The organism is Streptomyces sp. NPDC028314 (assembly GCF_055565795.1).
In genome coordinates this window covers 119,516-137,711 of the sequence record NZ_JBVHTP010000023.1, presented here as the reverse complement: position 1 = coordinate 137,711, position 18,196 = coordinate 119,516, and the positions used below count along the sequence as shown (strand labels likewise).

18 protein-coding genes are annotated in these 18,196 nt (G+C 70.4%); 1 reads left to right on the top strand and 17 read right to left on the bottom strand.

Annotated features, from left to right (window positions below; all coding sequences use genetic code 11):
* From metK to pyrR, 13 genes are all read right to left on the bottom strand, one after another.
* Positions 1–863: methionine adenosyltransferase (gene metK, locus ACZ4TG_RS36635; protein WP_468172207.1), on the bottom strand; the 863-nt coding region annotated here is incomplete at its 3' end.
* Positions 864–1,057: 194 nt separating this feature from the next.
* The gene (coaBC, locus tag ACZ4TG_RS36630) at positions 1,058–2,278 is read right to left on the bottom strand and encodes a bifunctional phosphopantothenoylcysteine decarboxylase/phosphopantothenate--cysteine ligase CoaBC (protein WP_468172204.1); all 1,221 of its coding nucleotides are present in this window, start codon (positions 2,276–2,278) and stop codon (positions 1,058–1,060) included.
* Positions 2,279–2,375: 97 nt separating this feature from the next.
* Entirely contained in the window at positions 2,376–2,648 is a 273-nt protein-coding gene (gene rpoZ / locus ACZ4TG_RS36625; RefSeq protein ID WP_030879741.1) for a DNA-directed RNA polymerase subunit omega, read from the bottom strand.
* Positions 2,649–2,709: 61 nt separating this feature from the next.
* Positions 2,710–3,273, bottom strand: coding sequence for a guanylate kinase (gene gmk / locus ACZ4TG_RS36620; RefSeq protein ID WP_468172200.1), 564 nt, complete (start codon positions 3,271–3,273; stop codon positions 2,710–2,712).
* A gap of 61 nt (positions 3,274–3,334) precedes the next feature.
* Positions 3,335–3,658: an integration host factor gene (locus ACZ4TG_RS36615; protein ID WP_030234009.1), complete on the bottom strand. Its 324-nt coding sequence runs from the start codon at positions 3,656–3,658 to the stop codon at positions 3,335–3,337.
* Between the two features lie 311 nt (positions 3,659–3,969).
* Complete coding sequence (gene pyrF / locus ACZ4TG_RS36610; protein WP_468172197.1) at positions 3,970–4,815, bottom strand: orotidine-5'-phosphate decarboxylase; 846 nt, start codon at positions 4,813–4,815, stop codon at positions 3,970–3,972.
* A complete protein-coding gene (locus ACZ4TG_RS36605) occupies positions 4,812–5,924 on the bottom strand; it encodes a quinone-dependent dihydroorotate dehydrogenase (RefSeq protein ID WP_468172194.1) in 1,113 nt (370 codons plus the stop codon). Before ACZ4TG_RS36605 ends, pyrF begins: the two co-directional genes overlap by 4 nt.
* Before the next feature lie 84 nt (positions 5,925–6,008).
* Positions 6,009–9,317: a carbamoyl-phosphate synthase large subunit gene (gene carB / locus ACZ4TG_RS36600; RefSeq protein ID WP_468172191.1), complete on the bottom strand. Its 3,309-nt coding sequence runs from the start codon at positions 9,315–9,317 to the stop codon at positions 6,009–6,011.
* Entirely contained in the window at positions 9,310–10,452 is a 1,143-nt protein-coding gene (gene carA / locus ACZ4TG_RS36595; RefSeq protein ID WP_468172188.1) for a glutamine-hydrolyzing carbamoyl-phosphate synthase small subunit, read from the bottom strand. The genes carB and carA overlap by 8 nt, the downstream gene beginning before the upstream one ends.
* A complete protein-coding gene (locus ACZ4TG_RS36590) occupies positions 10,449–11,039 on the bottom strand; it encodes a PH-like domain-containing protein (RefSeq protein WP_468172185.1) in 591 nt (196 codons plus the stop codon). The genes carA and ACZ4TG_RS36590 overlap by 4 nt, the downstream gene beginning before the upstream one ends.
* Complete coding sequence (locus tag ACZ4TG_RS36585; protein ID WP_468172182.1) at positions 11,036–12,322, bottom strand: dihydroorotase; 1,287 nt, start codon at positions 12,320–12,322, stop codon at positions 11,036–11,038. The genes ACZ4TG_RS36590 and ACZ4TG_RS36585 overlap by 4 nt, the downstream gene beginning before the upstream one ends.
* Before the next feature lie 2 nt (positions 12,323–12,324).
* A complete protein-coding gene (locus tag ACZ4TG_RS36580; protein WP_468172179.1) occupies positions 12,325–13,314 on the bottom strand; it encodes an aspartate carbamoyltransferase catalytic subunit in 990 nt (329 codons plus the stop codon).
* A gap of 111 nt (positions 13,315–13,425) precedes the next feature.
* A complete protein-coding gene (gene pyrR / locus ACZ4TG_RS36575; RefSeq protein WP_468172176.1) occupies positions 13,426–14,001 on the bottom strand; it encodes a bifunctional pyr operon transcriptional regulator/uracil phosphoribosyltransferase PyrR in 576 nt (191 codons plus the stop codon).
* Positions 14,002–14,267: 266 nt separating this feature from the next.
* Here pyrR and bldD point away from each other — a divergent pair, with 266 nt between their 5' ends.
* Entirely contained in the window at positions 14,268–14,768 is a 501-nt protein-coding gene (gene bldD / locus ACZ4TG_RS36570; RefSeq protein WP_007263032.1) for a transcriptional regulator BldD, read from the top strand.
* 187 nt (positions 14,769–14,955) lie between these two features.
* On the opposite strand, the gene nusB is transcribed toward bldD, so the two are convergent.
* The 4 genes from nusB to ACZ4TG_RS36550 form a co-directional block, all read right to left on the bottom strand.
* Entirely contained in the window at positions 14,956–15,390 is a 435-nt protein-coding gene (gene nusB, locus ACZ4TG_RS36565; RefSeq protein ID WP_468172173.1) for a transcription antitermination factor NusB, read from the bottom strand.
* Between the two features lie 2 nt (positions 15,391–15,392).
* Complete coding sequence (gene efp / locus ACZ4TG_RS36560; protein WP_267797444.1) at positions 15,393–15,959, bottom strand: elongation factor P; 567 nt, start codon at positions 15,957–15,959, stop codon at positions 15,393–15,395.
* 59 nt (positions 15,960–16,018) lie between these two features.
* Positions 16,019–17,125, bottom strand: a complete 1,107-nt coding sequence (locus ACZ4TG_RS36555) for a M24 family metallopeptidase (RefSeq protein ID WP_468172169.1) — start codon at positions 17,123–17,125, stop codon at positions 16,019–16,021.
* A gap of 244 nt (positions 17,126–17,369) precedes the next feature.
* Entirely contained in the window at positions 17,370–18,137 is a 768-nt protein-coding gene (locus tag ACZ4TG_RS36550) for an AAA family ATPase (protein ID WP_468172166.1), read from the bottom strand.
* Positions 18,138–18,196: the final 59 nt, after the last annotated feature.

The window sequence follows — 18,196 nt, the reverse complement described above, 5'->3', positions numbered from 1 at the left end:
ACCTTGGACGGGTCCTTGCCCGAGAAGGCGCCGCCGCCGTGACGGGCCATGCCGCCGTAGGTGTCGATGATGATCTTGCGGCCGGTGAGGCCGGCATCGCCCATCGGGCCGCCGATCTCGAAGCGGCCGGTCGGGTTCACCAGCAGCCGGTAGCCCTCGGTGTCCAGCTTGATGCCGTCCTCGATGAGCTGGGCCAGCACGTGCTCGACGACGAACTCGCGGATGTCCGGAGCGAGCAGCGAGTCCAGGTCGATGTCCGCGGCGTGCTGCGAGGACACGACGACCGTGTCCAGGCGCACGGCCTTGTCACCGTCGTACTCGATGGTGACCTGGGTCTTGCCGTCGGGGCGCAGGTACGGGATGGTCCCGTTCTTGCGGACCTCGGACAGGCGGCGCGAGAGCTTGTGCGCGATGTGGATCGGGAGCGGCATCAGCTCGGGCGTCTCGTCGCAGGCGTAGCCGAACATCAGGCCCTGGTCGCCGGCGCCCTGCTTGTCGAGCTCGTCCTCGTCGCCCTCGACCCGCTTCTCGTACGCGGTGTCGACACCCTGCGCGATGTCGGGGGACTGCGCACCGATGGACACCGACACGCCGCAGGAGGCGCCGTCGAAGCCCTTCTTCGAGGAGTCGTAGCCGATCTCGAGGATCTTGTCGCGGACGAGCTGCGCGATCGGGGCGTACGCCTTCGTCGTCACCTCTCCCGCGATGTGCACGAGACCGGTGGTGATGAGGGTCTCCACGGCCACACGCGAGGTCGGGTCCTCGGTGAGAAGCGCGTCGAGGATCGTGTCGCTGATCTGGTCAGCGATCTTGTCGGGGTGACCCTCGGTCACGGACTCCGAGGTGAACAGGCGACGGGACACAACGCTCCCTGGGGTTGCAGCGGCTGCTGGCTGATCATTTGGTGGAACCACACCGGAGGCTGCGCCCGGTCACGTTCCAAGTGCAGTTTATCGGTCGCCACCGTCTGCCGGACCACCCGTCTCGCCTTATGGGAGCCGTGTGACCTGCGGCACTCCATTCTGGCGTACGAAATCGGCTCCGGGAAGCGCTCGGCTCAGGCGCGTCGCGGGGCCAGCCGCGGGGCGACCTGGTCCCAGATCACCTCTGCCAGCGTTTCCTTCGGACCGTACGGAACGGGCGTCTCGGTGCCGTCGGAAGCCAGCACGACCGCTTCGTTCTCCTCCGAACCGAAGGTCTTGCTCTCGCCCACCTCGTTCACGACGAGTAGGTCACAGCCCTTGCGGAGGAGTTTGGCCCGGCCGTTGGCGAGCACGTCGTCGGTCTCCGCGGCGAAACCCACCACGACCTGCCCTTCCCTGGCCCGGTCGGCGGAGATCTCCGCCAGGACGTCGGGGTTGCGCACGAGGGCCACCGGGGCGGGATCCTGGCCGTCCTTCTTCTTGATCTTCCCGTCGGCGTAGTGGGCGGGCCTGAAGTCGGCCACGGCCGCCGCCATCACCACGGCGTCGGCGTCGGCGGCCGCCTTGAGCACCGCCTCGCGCAGCTGGAGCGCCGTGCCCACGCGTACGACGTCCACCCCGGCCGGGTCGGCCAGCGCGGTGTTGGCGGCGACCAGGGTGACCCGGGCACCGCGCGCGACGGCGGTGCGGGCGAGCGCGTAGCCCTGCTTGCCGGAGGAGCGGTTGCCGAGGAACCGGACCGGGTCGAGGGGCTCCCGCGTCCCGCCGGCGCTGATCACCACGTGCCGTCCGGCCAAGTCGGACCCGTCGGCCGCGCCGCCCCTGCGCAGGACGTGACGGCAGACCTCGAAGATCTCCTCGGGGTCGGGCAGGCGCCCCTTGCCGGTGTCCTTGCCGGTGAGCCGGCCGACGGCGGGCTCGATGACGACGGCGCCGCGGCGGCGCAGCGTGGCCACGTTCTCCTGGGTGGCGGGGTGCTCCCACATCTCGGTGTGCATCGCGGGTGCGAAGACCACCGGGCAGCGTGCGGTGAGCAGGGTGTTCGTGAGCAGGTCGTCCGCGAGCCCGTGGGCGGCCTTGGCCAGCATGTCGGCGGTGGCCGGGGCGACGACGACGAGGTCGGCCGACTGTCCGATGCGCACGTGCGGCACCTCGTGGACGGACTCCCAGACCTGGTTCGAGGCTGGGTTCCCGGAGAGCGCGGCCCAGGTGGCCTCGCCGACGAAGTTCAGGGACGCCGCGGTGGGCACCACCCGCACGTCGTGTCCGGACTCGGTCAGCCGGCGCAGCAGCTCGCAGGCCTTGTAGGCGGCGATCCCGCCGCTGACCCCCAGCACGACCTTCGGCTTACCCACCACGCACTCCCCTTCGAGGAACCATCTCTGACACCTATGACACACCACAGGCCCGGCAGATGTTCTGCCGGGCCTGTGGTGAAAGGAATTCCGTGCCTTACTGGGCCGGGGCCTCGATGGCCTCGGAGGTCAGCAGACCCGCGTTGATCTCGCGCAGCGCGATCGAAAGGGGCTTCTCGTGGACGTGGGTGTCCACCAGCGGGCCGACGTACTCGAGCAGGCCCTCACCGAGCTGCGAGTAGTACGCGTTGATCTGACGGGCACGCTTGGCCGCGTAGATCACGAGGCTGTACTTCGAGTCAGTAGCCTCGAGCAGCTCGTCGATCGGCGGGTTGATGATGCCCTCGGGCGCAGTCATGGAAGAGGACACGCTCTACCTTCCGAAGATGGGTGAAGAATCAAACATCGATCGAAAGAACATCGATCAACGATCAGACAACTTCCATCAAGGCTAGCAGCTCGCGCGCTACGTCCTCGACGGAGGTATTGACAAGGGTGGTGTCGAACTCGGTTTCGGCAGCGAGTTCGATCTTGGCGGCGGCAAGCCGGCGCTCGATGACCTCCGCCGATTCGGTACCGCGGCCGGTGAGGCGGCGGACCAGCTCCTCCCAGCTCGGAGGCGCCAGGAAGACCAGCTGGGCCTCGGGCATGGACTCGCGGACGAGTCGGGCGCCCTGGAGGTCGATCTCCAGCAGGACCGGCTCGCCGTTCTCCAGGCGTTCCAGCACTGCGCCGCGCGGTGTGCCGTAGCGGTTGCCCGCGAATTCGGCCCACTCCAGCAGCTCGCCGTTGGCGATCAGCTTGTCGAACTCGTCGTCGTTGACGAAGAAGTAGTGGATTCCGTGTCGCTCACCGGGCCGCGGCTTGCGGGTGGTGGCCGACACCGAGAGCCATACCTCGGGGTGGACCTTGCGCATATGCGCGACGACCGTGCTCTTGCCGACCCCCGAAGGGCCGGAGAGCACGGTCAGCCGCGGACGAACCTCTGCTGCCATAGAGCGATTATCCAGGTTCTCGGGACTGCCTGAGAACGCCGGGAGAACTTCGGGCGACGCCTCAGGCGCCGCTACCGCCGAACTCACGCTCCAGAGAGGCGATCTGGTTGGAGCCGAGACCTCGGACACGCCGGGACTCGGAGATGCCGAGGCGCTCCATGATCTGCTTGGCGCGGACCTTGCCCACGCCGGGCAGCGACTCCAGAAGGGCGGAGACCTTCATCTTTCCGATGACGTCGTTCTCCTGACCCGTCTTGATGACGTCGTGGAGGGAGGCGCCGGAGTGCTTGAGTCGATTCTTCACCTCGGCCCGCTCCCGGCGAGCCGCGGCGGCCTTTTCGAGCGCTGCTGCGCGCTGTTCAGGGGTAAGGGGCGGAAGAGCCACGCCTACGTCACCTCGGATGTCGAACTGTCGGATACGGACCGGCGCGGAGCCAGGAGGCACCACACCAGGCGAGCTCCCGAACAGCGGTGGAACTCGTTCGCTGCTCGTTCACTCTGCTCGGAGACTAGCGGCCAAGGCCGCTCCAGTCAGCGAGAACGAACGAAAAGTCCTGGTCAGCCTCCACTGAACCGTACATCACAGACAAAACACCCCGGTTTTGTCCGGTGAAAGACGTTCGAGTTTCGTCAAGCAGTGCGCCGAGCCCACCCGACGGCCCCCTCGAACGCACCCGTTCCGCGTCCCGATCGGGGTCAGGCCGAGGCCACCGCCTCGCGGATCTCCTCCGCGAAGCGGGCCGCCGACGCGCGCAGCGCGCCCGCGTCGGGGCCGTGCTTGAGGACGCCCCGCGACACGTTCGGCACGACGTTGCGCACGGCCGCCCCGAACACCGCCGGAAGGTCCGCGGCCGTGGCGCCCTGCGCGCCGATGCCGGGGGCCAGCAGCGGGCCGTTGATGTCCAGCCGGAAGGAGGACAGGTCCCCCAGGGTCGCGCCCACGACCGCGCCGAAGGAGCCCATCGGGGAGGCCCCCGCGTTCTCCGCCGCCAGGTGGGCCAGCATCGTGGCGCCGATGGTCCGGCCGTCCTCGCGTACCGCCCGCTGGACCTCCGCACCCTCCGGGTTCGAGGTGAGGGCCAGTACGAACAGGCCCGCCCCCGACTCGCGGGCGAGTTCCACGGCCGGGGCCAGCGAGCCGTAGCCGAGGTACGGGGACACCGTCAGCGCGTCCGAGAACAGCGGGGAGGAGGGCGACAGGAAGGTCTGCGCGTAGGCGGCCATGGTCGAGCCGATGTCGCCCCGCTTCGCGTCCATGACGACCAGCGTCCCGGCCGCGCGGGCGTCCGCGACGGTCCGCTCCAGGACCGCGATGCCCCGCGAGCCGAAGCGCTCGAAGAAGGCGGCCTGCGGCTTGAAGACCGCGACCTCCTCCGCGAGGGCCTCGACGACCGTGCGGGAGAACTTCTCCAGGCCCGCGATGTCGTCGTCCAGGCCCCACGAGGCCAGCAGGGCGGCGTGCGGGTCGATCCCGACGCACAGCGGGCCGCGGGAGTCCATCGCCGCCCGCAGGCGCGTGCCGAAGGGGGTCACAGAGGTCACAGCGAGGCCTTCCGGGTCTCGGCGCCCACCGCGTCGGCGAGCGTCTCGTACGGGCTGAGGGCCAGGCGCGCGGCCAGGCCCTTGTGGATGGCGCGGGCGTAGCACGGGCCCTCGTAGATGAAGGCGCTGTACCCCTGGACCAGCGTCGCGCCGGCCAGGATCCGCTGCCAGGCGTCCTCGGCGTTCTCGATGCCCCCGACGCCCACCAGGACCAGGCGGTCGCCCACGCGGGCGTACAGGCGCCTGAGGACCTCCAGGGAGCGCTCCTTGACCGGGGCGCCGGACAGGCCGCCGGTCTCCTTGACGAGGGCGGGGGCGGACCGCAGGCCCAGGCCCTCCCGGGCGATGGTGGTGTTGGTGGCGATGATGCCGTCGAGTCCGAGCTCCAGGGCCAGGTCGGCGACCGCGTCCACGTCCTCGTCGGCGAGGTCGGGGGCGATCTTGACCAGCAGCGGGACCCGGCGGTCGGTGACCGTGCGGTCCGCGGCCTCCCGTACGGCCGTCAGCAGCGGGCGCAGGGACTCGGTGGCCTGGAGGTTGCGCAGGCCGGGGGTGTTGGGCGAGGAGACGTTGACCACGAGGTAGTCCGCGTGGCGGGCGAGGCGCTCGGTGGAGGCGACGTAGTCCCCCACGGCCTCCTCCTCGGGTACGACCTTCGTCTTGCCGATGTTGACGCCGACGACGGTCCTGAAGACCGCCGCGCGGGCGGCCAGGCGCGCGGCCACGGCCTCGGAGCCCTCGTTGTTGAAGCCCATCCGGTTGATCAGCGCGCGGTCCGGCACGAGCCGGAAGAGCCGCTTCTTCGGGTTGCCCGGCTGGGCCTGGGCCGTGACCGTGCCGATCTCGACGTGGTCGAAGCCGAGCATCGACATGCCGTCGATGGCGACGGCGTTCTTGTCGAAGCCGGCCGCCAGCCCGAAGGGGCCGTGCATGCGCAGACCGAGGGCCTCGGTGCGCAGTTCCTCGTACCGGGGGGCCAGCCAGGCGGCGACGAAGGTGCGCAGCACCGGGGTGCGGGCCGCGAGGCGGATCCAGCGGAAGGCCATGTAGTGGGCCTGCTCCGGGTCCATCCGCTTGAAGACCAGGTTGAAGAAGAGTTTGTACGTCATCGTCCGAAGATCCTTGTGCGCTCATGAGAAGGGGGACACCCGTCGCGTTCGCGAATCCGGTGTCCCCCTCCCCTGTACGGGCTGCTAGTCGCGGGCCGCGATCAGGTGCTGCGCGTGCTCCTGGAGGGAGCGGACGCCCACGTCGCCGCGGTTGAGCGCGTCGATGCCCTGGACGGCGGCGGCGAGCGCCTGGACCGTGGTCAGGCACGGGACGCTGCGCGCCACGGCCGCCGTACGGATCTCGTAGCCGTCGAGGCGGCCACCGGTGCCGTACGGGGTGTTGACGATCAGGTCGACCTGGCCGTCGTGGATCAGCTGGACGATGGTCTTCTCGCCGCCCGGGCCCTCGCCCTCGCTGAGCTTGCGCACCACGGTGGCGTTGATGCCGTTGCGGCGCAGCACCTCGGCGGTGCCGGAGGTGGCGAGCAGCTCGAAGCCGTGGGCGACGAGCTCGCGGGCCGGGAAGATCATCGAGCGCTTGTCGCGGTTGGCGACGGAGATGAAGGCACGCCCCTTGGTGGGCAGCGGGCCGTAGGCGCCGGCCTGCGACTTGGCGTACGCCGTGCCGAAGACGGTGTCGATGCCCATGACCTCGCCGGTGGAGCGCATCTCCGGGCCGAGGACGGTGTCCACACCGCGGCCGTGGATGTCGCGGAAGCGCGACCACGGCATGACGGCCTCCTTGACGGAGATCGGCGCGTCGAGCGGCAGGGTGCCGCCGTCGCCGGTCTTCGGCAGCATGCCCTCTTCGCGCAGCTCGGCGATGGTGGTGCCGAGCGAGATGCGGGCGGCGGCCTTCGCGAGCGGGACCGCGGTCGCCTTCGAGGTGAAGGGGACGGTGCGGGAGGCGCGCGGGTTGGCCTCCAGGACGTAGAGGATGTCGCCGGCCATGGCGAACTGGATGTTGATCAGGCCGCGGACGCCGACGCCCTTGGCGATGGCCTCGGTGGAGGCGCGCAGGCGCTTGATGTCGTACCCGCCGAGGGTGATCGGGGGCAGGGCGCAGGCCGAGTCGCCGGAGTGGATGCCGGCTTCCTCGATGTGCTCCATGACGCCGCCGAGGTAGAGCTCGGTGCCGTCGTAGAGGGCGTCCACGTCGATCTCGATCGCGTCGTCGAGGAAGCGGTCGACGAGCACGGGGCGGGTCGGGGAGATCTCGGTGGACTCCGCGATGTACGACTCCAGGCGGGTCTCGTCGTAGACGATCTCCATGCCGCGGCCGCCGAGCACGTAGGACGGGCGGACGAGGACCGGGTAGCCGATCTCGTCGGCGATCGCCTTGGCGCCCGCGAAGGTGGTGGCGGTGCCGTGCTTGGGGGCGGGCAGGCCGGCGTCCGCGAGGACCTGGCCGAAGGCGCCGCGGTCCTCGGCGGCGTGGATGGCCTCCGGCGAGGTGCCGACGACGGGGACGCCGTTGTCCTTGAGGGCCTGGGCGAGACCGAGGGGGGTCTGGCCGCCGAGCTGGACGATGACGCCGGCGATGGGTCCGGCCAGGGACTCGGCGTGGACGATCTCCAGCACGTCCTCGAGCGTCAGCGGCTCGAAGTACAGGCGGTCGGAGGTGTCGTAGTCGGTGGAGACGGTCTCCGGGTTGCAGTTGACCATCACGGTCTCGTAGCCGGCGTCGCTCAGGGCGAAGGAGGCGTGGACGCAGGAGTAGTCGAACTCGATGCCCTGGCCGATGCGGTTCGGACCGGAGCCCAGGATGATCACCGCGGGCTTGGTGCGGGGCGCGACCTCGGACTCCTCGTCGTACGAGGAGTAGAAGTACGGGGTCTTCGCGGCGAACTCGGCGGCGCAGGTGTCGACCGTCTTGTAGACCGGGCGGACACCGAGGGCGTGCCGGACCTCGCGGACGACGTCCTCGCGCAGGCCGCGGATCTCGGCGATCTGGGCGTCGGAGAAGCCGTGGCGCTTGGCCTCGGCGAGCAGCTCGGGGTGGAGCTTCTCGGCGGCGGCCAGCTCGTCCGCGATCTCCTTGATCAGGAAGAGCTGGTCGACGAACCAGGGGTCGATCTTCGTGGACTCGAAGACCTCTTCCTGGGTGGCGCCGGCGCGGATGGCCTGCATGACGGTGTTGATGCGGCCGTCGGTGGGGCGCACGGCGGTGGCGAGGAGCTCGTCCTTGTCGCCGACGGGGCCGACGAAGGTGAACTGCGAGCCCTTCTTCTCCAGGGAGCGCAGGGCCTTCTGGAGGGCCTCGGTGAAGTTGCGGCCGATGGCCATGGCCTCGCCCACCGACTTCATGGTGGTGGTGAGGGTGGAGTCGGCGAGCGGGAACTTCTCGAAGGCGAAGCGCGGGGCCTTGACGACGACGTAGTCGAGGGACGGCTCGAAGGAGGCCGGGGTCTTCTCGGTGATGTCGTTGGGGACCTCGTCGAGGGTGTACCCGATGGCCAGCTTGGCGGCGATCTTGGCGATCGGGAAGCCGGTGGCCTTCGACGCGAGCGCCGAGGAGCGCGAGACGCGCGGGTTCATCTCGATGACGATGACGCGGCCGTCGACCGGGTCGATGGCGAACTGGATGTTGCAGCCGCCGGTGTCGACGCCGACCTCGCGGATGATCGCGATGCCGATGTCGCGCAGCCGCTGGTACTCGCGGTCGGTGAGCGTCATCGCCGGGGCGACGGTGATCGAGTCACCGGTGTGGACGCCCATCGGGTCGAAGTTCTCGATGGAACAGACGACGACCACGTTGTCCTTGGTGTCGCGCATCAGCTCCAGCTCGTACTCCTTCCAGCCGAGGATGGACTCCTCCAGGAGCACCTCGGTGGTCGGGGAGAGCGTCAGGCCCTGGCCGGCGATGCGGCGCAGTTCCTCCTCGTCGTGGGCGAAGCCGGAGCCGGCGCCGCCCATGGTGAAGGAGGGGCGCACGACGACGGGGTAGCCGCCGAGCGTCTCGACGCCCTGGATGACGTCGTCCATCGAGTGGCAGATGACCGAGCGGGCGGACTCGCCGTACCCGATCTTGGCCTTGACGGCTTCGACGACGCCCTTGAAGAGGTCGCGGTCCTCGCCCTTGTTGATGGCCTCGACGTTGGCGCCGATGAGCTCGACGCCGTACTTCTCCAGCACACCCTGCTCGTGCATGGAGATGGCGGTGTTGAGCGCGGTCTGGCCGCCGAGGGTCGGGAGCAGCGCGTCGGGGCGCTCCTTGGCGATGATCTTCTCGACGAACTCGGGGGTGATCGGCTCGACGTACGTGGCGTCGGCGATCTCCGGGTCGGTCATGATCGTCGCGGGGTTGGAGTTCACCAGGATGACCCGCAGGCCCTCGGCCTTGAGGATCCGGCAGGCCTGGGTCCCGGAGTAGTCGAACTCGGCGGCCTGGCCGATGACGATCGGGCCGGAGCCGATGACCAGGACGGACTGGATATCGGTGCGCTTAGGCACGCTCGGCCTCCATCAGCGATACGAAACGGTCGAAGAGGTACGCGGCGTCGTGCGGGCCGGCAGCCGCTTCGGGGTGGTACTGGACGGAGAAGGCCGGCTGGTCGAGCAGCTGGAGGCCTTCGACGACCTGGTCGTTCAGGCAGACGTGGGAGACCTCGGCGCGGCCGTAGGCGGTCTCGGACACCTTGTCGAGGGGCGCGTCCACGGCGAAGCCGTGGTTGTGCGCGGTGACCTCGACCTTGCCGGTGGTGCGGTCCTGCACCGGCTGGTTGATGCCGCGGTGGCCGTACTTCAGCTTGTACGTGCCGAAGCCGAGCGCGCGGCCCAGGATCTGGTTGCCGAAGCAGATGCCGAACAGCGGGGTCTTGCGGGCGAGGACGCCCTGCATGACGGCGACGGGGCCGTCGGCGGTGGCCGGGTCGCCCGGGCCGTTGGAGAAGAACACGCCGTCCGGGTCGACCGCGTACACGTCCTCGACGGTGGCGGTGGCGGGCAGTACGTGGACCTCGATGCCGCGCTCGGCCATCCGGTGCGGGGTCATGCCCTTGATGCCGAGGTCGACGGCGGCGACGGTGAACTTCTTCTCGCCGATGGCGGGGACGACGTACGTCTCCTTGGTGGCGACCTCGGCGGAGAGGTCGGCGCCCTTCATCTGCGGGGCTTCCTTGACGCGGGCCAGCAGGGCCTCGTCCGCGGCGATGCTCTCGCCGGAGAAGATGCCGACGCGCATGGCGCCGCGCTCGCGCAGGTGGCGGGTCAGGGCGCGGGTGTCGATGCCGGAGATCCCGACGACGCCCTGCCTGACCAGCTCCTCGTCCAGCGAGCGCTGGGAGCGCCAGTTCGAGGGGACGCGGGCGGGGTCGCGTACGACGTACCCGGACACCCAGATGCGGGAGGACTCGGGGTCCTCGTCGTTGACGCCGGTGTTGCCCACGTGCGGGGCGGTCATCACGACGACCTGCCGGTGGTACGACGGGTCGGTGAGGGTCTCCTGGTAGCCGGTCATGCCGGTGGAGAACACGGCCTCGCCGAAGGTCTCCCCCACAGCGCCGTAGGCGCGGCCGCGGAAGATCCGACCGTCCTCCAGGACGAGTACGGCGGGAGCTTTGGCTGCTCCCCTGGTGGAGGTCGTCATCGTTCGGCGCCTTCCGTCGTGATGGATGAGTTCTGTGTTACGAGAGTGCTGATGCTTCGAACCCAGGCGGCGTGTTCGGCCGCGCGGTCGGAGCGGAATCCGGAGTCGATCAGCTTGTCGCCGTGCGCCCATGTGACGACGAGCAGACCGCCCTCGGTGAGTACCTTGCCCGCGATTCCCTTGTCGAGGCGGGCGCCGCGCAGCTGCGCGGCCGGTACGAAGAAGTCGGTGGCCCCCGGACGGACCACGTCGAGGCCCGCGTCGGTGAGCGTGAGCTCCACCCGGCTGCGCACCCCCAGACCGTGGGCGACGATCCGGTCGAGCCACTGCCCGGCGGTGGTGGACCCGTGGTACCGGCCGGTCAGGGCCAGCCGGTGCTCGGGGAGACCGCTCGGGGCGGCGGGCAGCTCCGGCAGATCGCTCTGCAGGGCGCCGCGCCATTTCCAGCCCTGCCGCATCAGCCAGTACACGAACGCGATGAAGACGAGCAGACCGATCACCCACGCCGTGCGGGCGCCCCAGTCCGTCACCTCCGCCGACTGTCGTTCGGCGGCCTCGGCGGCCAGTTGGATTACTGCAGGTGTCACGCCAGCGTCCCGTCCACGACCGTTGCCCGGCCCCGCAGGAAGGTGTGAGTGACGCGACCCGGCAGCTCACGGCCCTCGTAAGGCGTGTTGCGGCTGCGGGAAGCGAAGTGTGCGGGGTCCACGACACCACGGTACGAGGTATCGACCAAGGTCAGGTTCGCGGGTTCACCTGCCGAGACGGGCCGGCCGTGGTTCTCCAGGCCGCCGATGCGCGCCGGGGCGAAGGACATCCGCTGGGCGACACCGGCCCAGTCGAGCAGTCCGGTCTCCACCATCGTCTGCTGGACGACGGACAGAGCGGTTTCCAGACCCACCATGCCCATGGCGGCGGCGGCCCACTCGCAGTCCTTGTCCTCGTGCGGGTGCGGGGCGTGGTCGGTGGCGACGATGTCGATCGTGCCGTCGGCGAGCGCCTCGCGCAGGGCCATGACGTCGCGCTCGGTGCGCAGCGGCGGGTTGACCTTGTAGACCGCGTTGTACGAGCGGACGAGCTCGTCGGTGAGGAGCAGGTGGTGCGGGGTGACCTCGGCGGTGACGTCGATCCCGCGGGACTTCGCCCAGCGGACGATCTCGACGGATCCGGCGGTGGAGAGGTGGCAGATGTGGACGCGGGAGCCGACGTGCTCGGCGAGGAGGACGTCGCGGGCGATGATCGACTCCTCGGCGACGGCCGGCCAGCCGCCGAGTCCGAGCTCGGCGGAGACGACGCCCTCGTTCATCTGGGCGCCCTCGGTCAGGCGGGGCTCCTGGGCGTGCTGGGCGACGACGCCGCCGAAGGCCTTCACGTACTCCAGGGCGCGGCGCATGATCACGGCGTCGTCCACGCACTTGCCGTCGTCGGAGAAGACGGTGACGTGGGCGGCGGAGTCGTGCATGGCGCCCAGCTCGGCGAGCTGCTTGCCCTCCAGGCCGACGGTGACGGCGCCGATGGGCTGCACGTCGCAGTAGCCGGATTCCTTGCCCAGGCGCCAGACCTGCTCGACGACGCCCGCGGTGTCGGCGACCGGGAAGGTGTTCGCCATGGCGAAGACGGCCGTGTAGCCGCCGGAGGCGGCGGCGCGGGTGCCGGTCAGGACGGTCTCGGAGTCCTCGCGGCCGGGCTCGCGCAGGTGGGTGTGCAGGTCGACGAGGCCGGGGAGGAGGATCTGGCCCTCGGCCTCGATGACGGTCGCGCCCTCGGCGGAGAGCCCGGTGCCGACCTGCGCGATGGTCTCGCCGTCGATCAGGACGTCCTGCGCCTCGCCACCGAGTACCTTCGCGCCACGGATCAGGATCTTGCTCATGGTTACTTGTTCTCCTCGGTGCGCGCGGCGGGGGTGGTGGTGACGGCGGGCTCGGAGCCTCCGAGCAGCAGGTACAGGACGGCCATCCGGGTGGAGACGCCGTTGGCGACCTGCTCGACGGCCGTGCAGCGGTCGGAGTCGGCGACCGCGGCGGTGATCTCCATGCCGCGGTTCATCGGGCCGGGGTGCATCACGATGGCGTGCTCGGGCATCTTCGCCATGCGGTCGCCGTCGAGCCCGTACCGGCGGGAGTACTCGCGCTCGGTCGGGAAGAAAGCCGCGTTCATGCGTTCGCGCTGCACACGCAGCATCATGACCGCGTCCGACTTCGGCAGCACCTCGTCGAGGTTGTACGAGACCTCGCAGGGCCAGCTCTCGACGCCGATCGGGACCAGCGTGGGCGGGGCCACGACGGTGACCTCGGCGCCCAGCGTGTGCAGCAGCTGGACGTTGGAGCGGGCCACGCGGCTGTGCAGCACGTCGCCGACGATGGTGATCCGGCGGCCGTTGAGGTCCTTCCCGAGCCCGGCGTCGCGGCCGACGAGGCGGCGGCGCATGGTGAAGGCGTCCAGCAGGGCCTGGGTGGGGTGCTCGTGGGTGCCGTCGCCGGCGTTGACCACGGCGGAGTCGATCCAGCCGGAGGTCGCGAGCCGGTAGGGGGCGCCGGAGGCGTGGTGGCGGATGACGACCGCGTCCGCGCCCATGGCCTCCAGGGTCAGCGCGGTGTCCTTCAGGGATTCGCCCTTGGAAACCGAGGAGCCCTTGGCGGAGAAGTTGATGACGTCGGCGGACAGCCGCTTGGCGGCCGCCTCGAAGGAGATCCTGGTGCGGGTCGAGTCCTCGAAGAAGAGGTTGACGACCGTGAGGCCGCGCAGGGTGGGCAGCTTCTTGATCGGCCGGTCCGCGACGCGGGCCATCTCCTCGGCGGTGTCGAGGATCAGGACGGCGTCGTCGCGCGTGAGATCGGCGGCCGAGATGAGGTGGCGCTTCATCTGGGTGCTCCGTAGGTCAGGAGGGCAGGCAGGCGGACTGACTGGCTGGGGTGCGGGCAGGGCGGACTGCGGCGCGGACCCCGCGGAGGGCCCGGCACCGGTTCGGGCTCGCTACAGCCCGGCTGCCCGGTCGGTCCGCTGGCCGAGCAGTACGGCGTCTCGGCCGTCCTCCTCCTGGAGCTGGACCTTGACGGTTTCCCGCAGCGACGTGGGGAGGTTCTTTCCGACGTAGTCGGCGCGGATCGGCAGTTCCCGGTGGCCGCGGTCGACGAGGACGGCGAGCTGCACGGCGCGGGGGCGGCCGAGGTCGCCGAGCGCGTCGAGGGCGGCGCGGATGGTGCGGCCGGAGAAGAGGACGTCGTCGACGAGGACCACGAGGCGGCCGTCGATGTCGTCGCCGGGGATCTCGGTGCGTCCGATGGCGCGGGCCGGCTTCAGCCGCAGGTCGTCGCGGTACATGGTGATGTCGAGGGAGCCGACCGGAATCTTGGTGCCGGTGATCTCTTCGAGCTTGGCGGCCAGCCGGCGGGCGAGGTACACACCGCGGGTGGGGATGCCGAGGAGGACCACGTCGTCGGCGCCCTTGGCGCGTTCGACGATCTCGTGGGCGATGCGGGTCAGTACCCGCGCGATGTCCTGCGCGTCCAGTACGGGGCGCATGGCATCGGAGCTCTGCTGGGTGTCCATGAAAAGGACCTCCTTCTCCGCCTCACGGGACGGACCTTAAAGGACGTCTGATGTACGTCTTCCACGGTACCAGGGGGATCGCCGCGGCCCGGCACCGGGACCGGGCCGCGACCCTCGTAAGTGGGCGTTGGTGACCATTCGGCTTGACGCATCCAAGTAACGCTGCGTAACCTCACAGTGAGTTACCAGCCGCGCGGCGGAGCCGCACGTGGTCAATGTCGTCACAGCGTCCATGTCGTCACAGCGTCACAGCGTCCGGGAGCGTTATGTCCAGCGAATACGCCAAACAGCTCGGGGCCAAGCTCCGCGCCATCCGCACCCAGCAGGGCCTTTCCCTCCATGGTGTCGAGGAGAAGTCCCAGGGCCGGTGGAAGGCCGTGGTGGTCGGTTCCTACGAGCGCGGGGACCGCGCCGTGACCGTCCAGCGTCTCGCCGAGCTGGCGGACTTCTACGGGGTTCCGGTGCAGGAACTGCTGCCGGGAACCACGCCCGGCGGGGCGGCCGAGCCGCCGCCGAAGCTGCGCCTCGACCTGGAGCGTCTCGCGGGGGTCCCCGCCGAGAAGGCCGGTCCGCTCCAGCGTTACGCCGCGACCATCCAGAGCCAGCGCGGGGACTACAACGGCAAGGTGCTGTCGATCCGCCAGGACGACCTGCGCACCCTCGCCGTCATCTACGACCAGTCCCCCTCGGTCCTGACCGAGCAGCTGATCAGCTGGGGCGTACTGGACGCGGACGCCCGTCGCGCAGTGGCGCACGAGGACATCTAGTCCCAGGGCCCAGGCCCAGCAGAAACGTTACCGGCGGGTGCCGGGGCCCGAGAGGGCTCCCGGCACCCGCCGGCTTCTTTCGTTCTGGCGCAGATTTCGTTCTGGCGCAGATTTCGTTCTGCGGCCCATACGGAAGGGCCCGCAGCGCACGCGCTGCGGGCCCTTCCGTATGGCCGCGGCCACCGCGTCAGCTCTCGCTGCGGCGCAGCTTCGGCTTCAGGTCCTTGAACCGGCCGAGGAGCCCGTTCACGAACGAGGGCGACTCGTCCGTCGAGAACTCCTTGGCCAGCTGGACGGCCTCGTCGATCGCCACGGCGTCCGGGGTGTCGTCCACCCAGATCAGCTCGTAGGCGCCGAGACGCACGATGTTCCGGTCCACGACCGGCATGCGGTCGAGCTCCCAGTCCACGGCGTAGGTGACGATCAGCTCGTCGATCCGGTCCACCTTGTCGGCGTACCCCTCGACGAGGTCCATCGTGAAGGCGTTGACCGGCGGCTGCCGGTCGTCTGACCTCGCGTGGCGGATCCAGTCCGCGAGGACCTCGCGCACGGGCACCCCGCGCTGGTCGGCCTCGAAGAGGATCTGGAAAGCGCGCTTTCGCGCGTTGCTCCGGGCAGCCACGGTTAGCTGTTCACCCGGCCGAGGTAGTCGCTGGTGCGGGTGTCGACCTTGATCTTCTCACCGGTGCTGACGAAGAGCGGGACCTGGATCTCGTGGCCCGTCTCCAGCGTCGCCGGCTTGGTGCCACCGGTGGAGCGGTCGCCCTGGACGCCCGGGTCGGTGTGCTGGATGACCAGCTCGACGGCGGCCGGGAGCTCGACGTAGAGCACCTCGCCCTCGTGGCGGGCCACGGAGGCGGTGAAGCCCTCGATGAGGAAGTTGGCCGCGTCGCCGACGACCTTGCGGTCGACCATCAGCTGGTCGTAGGTCTCCATGTCCATGAAGACGAAGTACTCGCCGTCCATGTACGAGAACTGCATGTCGCGGCGGTCGATGGTGGCCGTCTCGACCTTGGTGCCGGCGTTGAAGGTCTTGTCGACGACCTTGCCGGACATGACGCTCTTCAGCTTGGTACGCACGAAGGCCGGGCCCTTGCCGGGCTTGACGTGCTGGAACTCGACGACGGACCAGAGCTGGCCCCCGTCGAGCTTCAGCACCATGCCGTTCTTGAGGTCGTTCGTGGAAGCCACGGTTGCGGAATCTCCTGCACTGGAAGACCACGGGTGCGCGCCCAGCCCGGCAGAGCGGACTAGAGCGCGAGCAGCTCCTTGGTCGTAATGGTGAGTAGCTCTGGACCGCCGTCCGCCTCGGGGCGTACGACGAGCGTGTCATCGATCCGGACACCGCCCCGGCCCGGGAGGTGAACTCCCGGTTCGACGGTGACCGGCACGCAAGCGTCCAGTTTACCCATTGCCGTAGGTGCAAGCTGCGGGTCCTCGTCGATTTCGAGACCGACGCCGTGTCCGGTCCACGGAGCGAGGGCCACACCGTGGCCCGCGGAGTCCAGTACGGAGCGCGCCGCGCGGTCGACCTCGCGGTACGCGGCGCCCGGCAGCAGCGCCTCCCGGCCGGCCCGCTGGGCGGCGAACACGAGGTCGTAGAGCTCGATCTGCCAGTCGGCGGGCGTGGTGCCGATCACGAACGTACGGCCGATCTCGCAGCGGTAGCCCCGGTAGTTCGCGCCGAGGCAGACGGAGAGGAAGTCGCCCTCCTCGACCCTGCGGTCGGAGGGCCGGTGGCGGGAACGGCCGGAGTGCGGGCCGGTGCCGACGGAGGTGGGGAAGGCGGGGCCGTCGGCGCCGTGGTCCACCAGGCGGCGCTCCAGCTCCAGGGCGAGGTGGCGTTCGGTGCGTCCGACCAGGATGGACTCCAGCAGCTCGCCGAGGGCCTGGTCGGCGATCTCGGCGGCGATCCGCAGGCAGGCGATCTCCTCCTCGTCCTTGACGAGGCGCTGCTGCTCGACGGCGGTCCCCAGGTCCGCCAGGCGGAGCTTGGGCGCGACCGAGTGCAGGGCCCGGTGGCGGCCGACGGTGAGGTGGTGCTCTTCGACGGCGAGCGATTCGGCGCGCACGGCGGCGGCCATGTCGGCGGCGGCCACGGCGGGGTCCCCGCCGGCCGCGGCGAGCACGTTCAGCCGGAGCCGGTCGTCGAGCCGGCCCTCGTCGGACTCGCCGGTGGGCGCCGTGCCGCAGAACAGCACGTCGTCGGCCGGTCCCACGAGGAGCACGGCGCCGTGCGGGGAAGCCCCGGCGAGGTAGCGGACGTTCGCCGGACGCGTGATCAGCGCGGCGGCGTTGCCCGCGGCGGCACAGCGGTCGCGAAGCTGGGCCCTGCGGGCCGCGTACACGTCTGACATGTCTTCGAGCCTACGAGCGCTCCGCGCATCCGGCCTGACGAGCACGGCCGTACGGGGCCGTTGCCCTGCCCGGCGGAAGGGTGGACGGCCCTGCCCCGGCCCTGCCGGGCGGAAGGGTGGACGCCCCTGCCCACCTGGGCGGAGGTGGCGGCCTCGCCGGCGCTCCCCGCCGTCGGCCCGATCGGGCGCGCATCCCGGGGCGCCGCCCCGGACCCCGCGCCTCGAACGCCGGCGGGGCTGGTTCCTAGCCTTGGGGCGGGGAGCCGATGACGCGGGCCAGGGTTTCGTCGAGGGCGCGGGCCGTGCCCTCGACGTCCAGCTGCGAGTTGTCGATGATCGGCAGGCCGGAGCCGTACCAGCCCGCCATCCGCCCGTGGATCCGCGCGACCTCCTCGTCGGAGAGCCGACGGTTCCCGGAGCGCGCGGCGTTGCGCTCCAGGACGATCTCCAGGCCGGGCAGCAGGACGACCGGCAGCAGCGCCGGGCCCACGTGCCGCTTCCAGCCGCCCAGACCCACCACGGGGCGGTCCGGGAAGACGGCGTCGTCGAGGATGCAGGAGATCCCGTTCGCCAGGAAGTTCCGGGCGGCGAAGCCGCACGTGCGACGGGCCAGCCGGTACTGCGCCTCGGAGTGCTCGTTCCAGCCCGCCTGCGGGTCGGCGAAGCCCGAGCAGACCCACTCCCGGACGTCGTCCAGGCTGACGTGCGCGGTCGGCACCGGCCGGGTGCCGGCCCAGTGCCGGGCGACGGTGGTCTTGCCCGCGCCCGCCGGGCCGATCAGCAGGACCGCGAGGGTGGCTCCGCCGGTGCCGGGTGCCACCGCGGGCGGCAGCGGGATGTGTCCCGTGGCCTCGGGCAGCGGGGCCGGCACCTGCGTGTGCTGGGGCGGCGCCGGCGGAGGCGGCGGGACGGCGCCCGCCCAGGCCTGACCGGGGGGTATGGGCGGTTGCGGGGGCGCCACCGGGTGCTGTCCCGGCCCGCCCCAGCCACCGCCTCCCACTCCTTGCTGCATCCGCTGCCACTCCGTCTCGTTCCGGCTACTGATGCGAGAACGTTATATGACCCCGGAAC